Source organism: Burkholderia sp. ABCPW 14 (genome assembly GCF_001523835.1).
Classification (GTDB): domain Bacteria; phylum Pseudomonadota; class Gammaproteobacteria; order Burkholderiales; family Burkholderiaceae; genus Burkholderia; species Burkholderia mayonis.
In genome coordinates this window covers 112,910-119,712 of the sequence record NZ_LOVS01000017.1, presented here as the reverse complement: position 1 = coordinate 119,712, position 6,803 = coordinate 112,910, and the positions used below count along the sequence as shown (strand labels likewise).

7 protein-coding genes are annotated in these 6,803 nt (G+C 59.9%); 2 read left to right on the top strand and 5 right to left on the bottom strand.

Translation table 11 applies throughout. The features are described 5' to 3' along the window. The coding region (locus tag WS62_RS37810; protein ID WP_231748176.1) for a hypothetical protein at positions 1-282 on the top strand (282 nt) is incomplete at its 5' end. Here the strand turns inward: WS62_RS37810 and WS62_RS03550 are convergent. The 3 genes from WS62_RS03550 to WS62_RS03540 are packed head-to-tail and all read right to left on the bottom strand — an operon-like array spanning position 252 to position 3,523. Beyond that, positions 252-1,946 carry a serine/threonine protein kinase gene (locus WS62_RS03550; protein ID WP_066567782.1) on the bottom strand — a complete coding sequence of 565 codons (1,695 nt, stop codon included), beginning with the start codon at positions 1,944-1,946 and terminating at the stop codon, positions 252-254. The genes WS62_RS37810 and WS62_RS03550 overlap by 31 nt on opposite strands. Then, a complete protein-coding gene (locus tag WS62_RS03545) occupies positions 1,927-2,682 on the bottom strand; it encodes a hypothetical protein (protein ID WP_066567808.1) in 756 nt (251 codons plus the stop codon). The genes WS62_RS03550 and WS62_RS03545 overlap by 20 nt, the downstream gene beginning before the upstream one ends. A 7-nt stretch (positions 2,683-2,689) precedes the next feature. Continuing rightward, positions 2,690-3,523 (bottom strand): vWA domain-containing protein, encoded by an 834-nt coding sequence (locus WS62_RS03540; RefSeq protein ID WP_066567780.1) that lies wholly within the window; start codon positions 3,521-3,523, stop codon positions 2,690-2,692. Positions 3,524-3,999: 476 nt separating this feature from the next. On the opposite strand from WS62_RS03540, the gene WS62_RS35860 reads away from it, so the two are divergent. After that, positions 4,000-4,218 carry a hypothetical protein gene (locus tag WS62_RS35860; RefSeq protein WP_156440847.1) on the top strand — a complete coding sequence of 73 codons (219 nt, stop codon included), beginning with the start codon at positions 4,000-4,002 and terminating at the stop codon, positions 4,216-4,218. An 858-nt stretch (positions 4,219-5,076) separates the two neighbouring features. Here the strand turns inward: WS62_RS35860 and WS62_RS03535 are convergent. Together WS62_RS03535 and WS62_RS03530 are read right to left on the bottom strand one after the other, a co-directional pair. After that, complete coding sequence (locus tag WS62_RS03535; protein WP_066567777.1) at positions 5,077-5,934, bottom strand: hypothetical protein; 858 nt, start codon at positions 5,932-5,934, stop codon at positions 5,077-5,079. Positions 5,935-6,055: 121 nt separating this feature from the next. Next, positions 6,056-6,640 carry a tetratricopeptide repeat protein gene (locus WS62_RS03530; RefSeq protein ID WP_066567776.1) on the bottom strand — a complete coding sequence of 195 codons (585 nt, stop codon included), beginning with the start codon at positions 6,638-6,640 and terminating at the stop codon, positions 6,056-6,058. Positions 6,641-6,803 lie beyond the last annotated feature (163 nt).

Here is a 6,803-nt window from a genome sequence, read left to right as displayed (position 1 = left end):
CGACGCGGGGCGCGCCTCCAGTCGCCCTACGGGCTCCTTACGTCGCGCCCCGCGTCAATATCCCGCTTCCGACAGGTTCGTCGCTCCTGCAACGTCGATTTTGAAACTTGTGTCATGCCGCCGTTACGTGACGCCGCCGGAAAAGCGCGGATTTTGACCGCCATCGACAATAGCCTCGATATTCATCCAGAGCACCGGCTCCGCCAGATCGATTGCCGCTCCGTGCACCCGTTAGCGATGGTCGAAATTGCTCAACGAAACAACCACTCAAACAACCTGTAAAGAAGACCGCGTTGCGGCGGTCGTGACGCAATTCCGAAGGGCCTGCCAGTCGTCGAGCTCACAGGCGTTTTCGGTCGCGGGTTCTGCTGTGTGGGCGGCGACGTCGTGCGCGCCACCGACGAAGGAGCCGATGAGGATGCGCGCATGGCGTTCAGCACGCTTTGATTGGGCGACACAGGCGGAGCTGGCGGCAAATTCGGTCTCGGTGGCAATGGCGGCGCCCGTCCGGACGGCATTGTGCTATTCAAGCGGGAACTGTCTTGAACCTTGCCGAGAACCTCTCGATTGCCGGGGGCGTCCCGCGCGGACGGCGCGCCACCGTTTGGCCCAGCCAGGCGCCAGCGCGCATCGACCTCCGAAAGGAGCGTCATCTGGCCAACGGCGGTGACGTTGATGGAGAGGTGCGTATAGCGGAGCCTTTTGTTCTCAAACGGCGGCTCCATCAAACCCACGACACTAACCCATTTGCCTTCCCACGATTCGTCCGGCTCTACGTGCAAAGCGTTCAAGCCATCGCTCCAAATTGCGATCTTGAAGATCCGGCCTTGCCATGGCCCGAAATTAACGAAGATGTAGGGCTTGCGATTTTTTGCCACATCTTTCTTCACTTCGACGATCTTGCCAATCACTTCGACCTTGTTGCCCACGCGGCGCAAACAAGTGTCGTAATCGGTTGCGGAGAGGACTTCATAGGCGCCGATATATCCCGCCCTCGCCTTGCCCTCGGCAATCTTGCCGGTGAGCACCACACTCGCCAAGGGCTGCGGAATGTTTCTGCCCGCGATGAAGTCGGCCAACGTCGGAGCCTTCTGCATCGGCGACGCGCAGATTGCGGCGAACGCCTTCGCCTTCTGCGCCAACGTCGCTTTTGATGCGAGAAGCGCAAAGCCCGGCGACGAGCCTGGATCGATGAAATCGCTCGCACGAAATACGACCGCGTCGATTTCTGAGTTGGTCTTCGCCCAAATCGACGCATCTGTTCGCAAAGCCTCGATGGACAGCCACAACGAAATCAGCGAGAAGCGATCAAGAGTCGAGTCGAACGGGTTGGCGGCTTTGCGGCCAGGATGTTGAAAATTGACCTGTCCAAGCTCCGCGCTGCCGAGATCCTTGATCTCTTCGATCCACATGCCGTCGTAGTCGATCAACTGGACGCCCGCGCCTCCGCCGGACACCATCAGGTTGCCCGTTTGAATGTCCCCGTGGGCAATGCGCTCTTTTTCGAGAAAGGCTGATAGCGATTCAAGCGAAGAGGCGAGCGCCCCAAGCGCTTGCGGAGAGCCGTGATTGTCTTCGAGGAACTCTCCCAGCGTTTCGCCCTTTGCCCAAGCCATTTTGACGATCGGATATTCCCCGCCGTCGATGCGAATTCCTTTTGGCTGGAATTGAAAGTCGAGAAAATACGGCGATCGCAGTGTCGTCAGCCGTTTGGAGATGGCCGTGTATCGCCGCTCCAACGCTTTCGACTCTCGATGGAAACAGCGCACAGCGTATTTTTTCGTTCCAGCCGTGACGGTGTAGGTCAGCGCAAAACCGCCACTGATGGCGAGGGGCAGCCCCATGCCGGTCGTCCCCACCCTTCCCGCTTTGAGCTCGTGGTCGGCCAGCCACAACGAGTGGTTGTTGAAGGCGTTGTTGTATTGCTCAAGAGATGGATAGGCCATCGCGCGCTTCGCGTTCAAACGAGAGAACGAGCAGCGTCGAGTCGTCGACGCGCATGCGCTTTGCCGCGCGCTCTCTCAAAACCAATTCCGCCAATTGCTCCTCGCTTCGCAATGACGCCAGCTCGCGAAGCCCCTCGGCGTTGTCGCGCGCCGACGAGCGAAGAGCCCATTCGCCCAGCGCATCAGTCATACAGAGTAGCCGTGGAGCACGTAATTTGTCGAGGTGGAGCGTCGTGCCGTGACGCGTCCAAAAATCGCTTGCGTCGAGAAAGTCGTTATGGCGCCGGATGGTAGACAGCAGCAACGGACGCTCTTGGAATCGACCGGGATCGTCGAACGGCCAGGCGCTAACCAATTGATCGCCGTCGATCAACAGCGCGACACTGTCTCCGACGGCCAGCAACTCGACAGCGTGGTGATCAGCGAGATATTCCCCGCCCAACAGCGTGGCGAAGCTGCCGCGCTCGAAGGCCGCCTGTTTCGACCAAGACATCGCCGAAAAATCATGCGCTGCCCCGTAGTCCGCGAGAGCTCCGCCAACCCATGCCGGGTTCACGCCCGGATCGGCTACAAAACGGTTCGCCAACAATTTGGCCCACAATTTCGAATCGTACGAGTCGCTCGCGCCGTCCGAGAGCGCGAAGCGGTTCGAACCATCCGAGATCGCGAGTGCGTCTTCGTTGGCGGCCGGGCTGCCGGACTCCTTTGGGACGCTGCCGGCGAACTCCTGTCTCATCATGAATTCAACGCAATTGCGCGGCGCGCGTTCCGATGTCGAAGAACTGAACGATCTCCGCAGCATCCGCGTTAAACGTGAATCCTCGCGCCTCCATGGCGACGGCGGCGCCGTCGTTTTGCGCGAACCGAATCAGGTGGTCTGGCAAGGGGCTCGACATCCGAAACAGCAACTTGGCAAAGCTGTCCGGCAACCCGGACTCGGCAGACGGGAAGCTGATCGGGTTGTGCCCCAGCGTGCTCGCGTGGAGATTGAACAAGAGCATCTCGCCATCATTCGTGCGGATCTGGCGAACGTGGCTGGCAAGCTCTTCGGGATCGCCGTCCGTGGACTCGCCGTCGGTCACGTGAAGGATCGTCGGCGGATAGCTGTCGGGGTGGGCGTCGCACCAGGCGACGAGTTCCTCGGCAGTTCGGGTCAGCGCTGCGCGCATCGGCGTCCCGCCCGTGGCGACCGGGTCGAACCAAACGGGAAACTTGATCGTCGTTTCGACGATGCCGCCCGCTCCGTCATCCTGCTTGCGCTTGCGATCTTCGACTCTCGACGGATTTTGTTCGAACGCCGAGATGGGATGTAGGATTTGCGATCCGAGCGCGCCCGACAATCCGTTCGACACGCCGTTGCCGTTGTATCCGATGACACCGACGTCGAAGTAGTCTCGAACCCCTTCCGATTTGGTGCAACGGGTCACCAAATTCATCAAGGTGCGATTGAGGGCGTCTGAGACAAACTCCGCCTTGCTCTTGCCGGAGGACATCTTGTCCGACATGGAGCCAGACTGGTCCACGACGAACAAAAACGCGGTTGGGCTATTGCGACTAATTTGTGCTTCGTATGCCATCGTTGGTCTCCGAAATGGTCGCTGAATCATATCAGCACGATGGGTCGCGCTCAAACCAACGCCAGTTCAATCTGCGCTCTTCGATTTATGCAAATTGCATACGCAATGCAGCCTGTCGTCGGTCCGTTTGTTCGCAAAGTTGGACCTCATCGAGCTTCATGGCAAGCGGACGCGCTGTGCCGCTCGCTGATTGATGTTCTCGTCATTGGCGACGATTAGTCCAGAACTTCGTCATTAAAACCTCTTGGATTTTGACTACACAAATTCCGCCGGACGGTCGTTGTCAGCTTGACAAACGAGCGGTATAAATTTGCCGACGCAAATTTGCCAAATAGCGGCCACTGCCATTGGCAGGAAACATCTCCGGCATGGAACACGCCGGTTGCCAAACCTTTGCGCAAAGAGACGTCCGGGCATCGAGCACTCTCTACCCTGCGACAGCTCGAAAATTCTGCAACTCTTTTGGGGAACTAGAGATGAGCCAGCCGAACGCAGAGCCGACAGAACCAATCGCCGACGATATCCTCAACGACATCTATAAAGAATACCAAATAGCCCTCACTCCAACGGTGTGCATGCTGACGGCCAGTTTGCTTGAAAAACATAAAAGCGAGGACGCGCGCGTGGGCGACTACATTCGTCGTTGCCACGAGCGTCTCGTGCCCCCTTTAACGCGACTACCAAATGCCGGCTAGATGGGCCTCTTGGGTTTCGACATCGGCTTGGGGCCGAGTGGGGCCGTGTGAACAGGTCGCCCCGAATCTCGGATTTTATTGACGTTGGCTTCTGTTGCGTCTATGGAGACGACGACCGTCGGTCAGCATGACTATTAAGCCAACCAAGGGGCCGCCAGGCCACTCTCGCACCTCGATCGCGTAAAGCACATCCCCAAGCTTTACCCCAGACCCCAGATCGTCATCTATGTTTGTCATCGTCCACTCAGCAGCAGAAAAGTGCTCGGTCGGCATCCATGCAACGCCGACGCGGATCGGCATTTGTGCGGGCCAATGCTCAGCATGCCGGCCCACGATGGTGATATTATCAGTGGACTGTTATTTTTCATACGAAACCCGGCTCACTAACACGCCAACGCGTTGATTTTTCTAGCGAATCCCCTGGAGTGGGCCGCCCTCCCTGATTCGCCATCAAAATCCGAAGCCCCTGGTAATCAACCGATTACCAGGGGCTTTCTCTTTGCTACTCAGCCAGCCGCTTGGCGCAGCATTTCCCGCGCACAAGGCACCACCACATCTGCCGGCATCGCCCGAAGCATCCATTGCCTCCGTCACAGTTTTCGAGTCGCCCGAAACAAGCGAGCAGCCTGCGTTCGCCACGAACCCGAAACCTCCGCCAAGCCGAAATCCCGGTCCCCGAACCGAACCCTCGGCTTGCGATGCCAGCCCCATCTTCGACCTCGACCGCAGACTGCCGCAATCGATTCAACGGCCTACAACGATACAGCCGCATCACGCACGATCGAAGTCGAAAGAACTCGCGAGCCGCCAACCAATCTCGCCCAACGAGGACACGTCGTCGGCGCGCCCATCCACGCGTCAGTTGACCTGCAGCAGCCCGCCGCGCCCGAGCCCGCCTTTCACATCCTGCGCCTTGTAATTACGCACCGCGACGACCAGCTTGTTCCACGCATCGATGAACGCAACCACGGTCGCCTTGCCTTCGGGCGTCGTCGAAAAACCGCCCAAGCCGCCACCGACGTTTCCGCCGAAGCCGGCAAGCATCGCGCCATAATTGGTGGCCGTCGAGCTCCCCTCCGCCGCAGCGATCTGCACCGCCGAGCGCACGTCGAACAGCGTCAGCGTCACGACCGACGCCTTCGTCTTCACGCTGCCCGCCAACATCGCCACCGCGCTGTTGCCGATCAGGCCGCCGATCATGCTGCCGACGCCGCCGATCGGCGAATCGTTGATCACGATCTGCGGCTCCATGTAGTAGTCGGCCGCCACGCGCTGCCCCTTGTGCTGCTTCGAACCGGCGCGGTATTCACCCGAATTGCGCTGCATGTCGGTGATCCGCATCAGGCGCGCATCGCTCTTCTGATTGCCGATCGACGTAATGACGAAACAGTTCGACTGCTGCACCGCGAGGCGCAGCAAAGGATCGATACTCGTCACCTTGGTCGCGCTGCCGAATGGACCCCACCAGTCCGCATTGCGGCCGTCGTCCACCGCGATCGTACCGAGCGGCGCGCTGCAGCGCTGCAGTGCCGGGTCTGCGCCGGCGCTCACCGCACCACCCGCTGCGCCGGCGCTCACCGCACCACCCGCCGCGCCGGTCACGCCCGCGTTCTGTCCGCCGGGCGAAACGATACCGCCGCACGCGGCAAGGGAAGCGGCCAGACCCGCAACGCTCGCGGCCTTGAGAATGAGTGGGTTGGAAAAGTTGGTCTTCATGTCGTTATCGATATAGTTGGTCTATGTTCGGCTTATGCGTCGCTGCGAATCCCGATAAGCCCCCCGGCAAGACGTGCGATGAGTTGGTCTCCTGCGATCGCCCCGTTGCGCCGGCACCCGGTCAATACCAGTACCAGTCCGACTGACGCCAGACCCCGAGGTACGGATAGCCCGAATACCAGTAGCCGTAATAGACGTCACGCCGTTGCGCGCGCCACTTGTAGTCGTCTTCGTCTGCTTGCTTCGCCGCACGCGCCTGCTCGAGCAGCTTTTGCGATTCCTTGTCGCCGCGGCTCGCGGCAATCGACAGCCACCTGTCGGCCTCACGCGGGTCCGAGCCCATCTCTTCGAGGCCGAACAGATAAAAGACGCCGAGCGCCTTCTGCGCCTGCAGATTGCCGTGCTCCGCGGCCTTGCGCATCCATGCGAGCGCCTGATAGCTGTCCTGCCGGACGCCGTCGCCGCGGAAATAGCGCAGGCCCAGGTCGTAGGCCGCCTTCGGCTCCGTCTTCGCGCGCTCCTTCAGCGCCGCGAGCCGCGGGTCTTCCTGGTCCGCACCATCGCTCTTCAATTCATAGGAAACCTGATTTTTCGGTCGATCGGAACAGCCGTGGTCGTCGCATATCCGTACCATGTCGCTCGTGGACGGATTCTGTGCACACGCGGTCAGCAACAGCAGCGACGATGCGAGCAAACTGCAATGCATTTGGTGTGACCCCGAGTTTTATTTGGACTACAAATTAGAATCGGTCGAACCCGCACCAAGCCATAAGCCCGACGCGGCGGGAGCAACACCACCGTCGTCGGACGCCGCTGCCTACGGCCTCTCTCAGGTTCCTCTTGTCGAATCGTTCGGCCCGATGCATTCC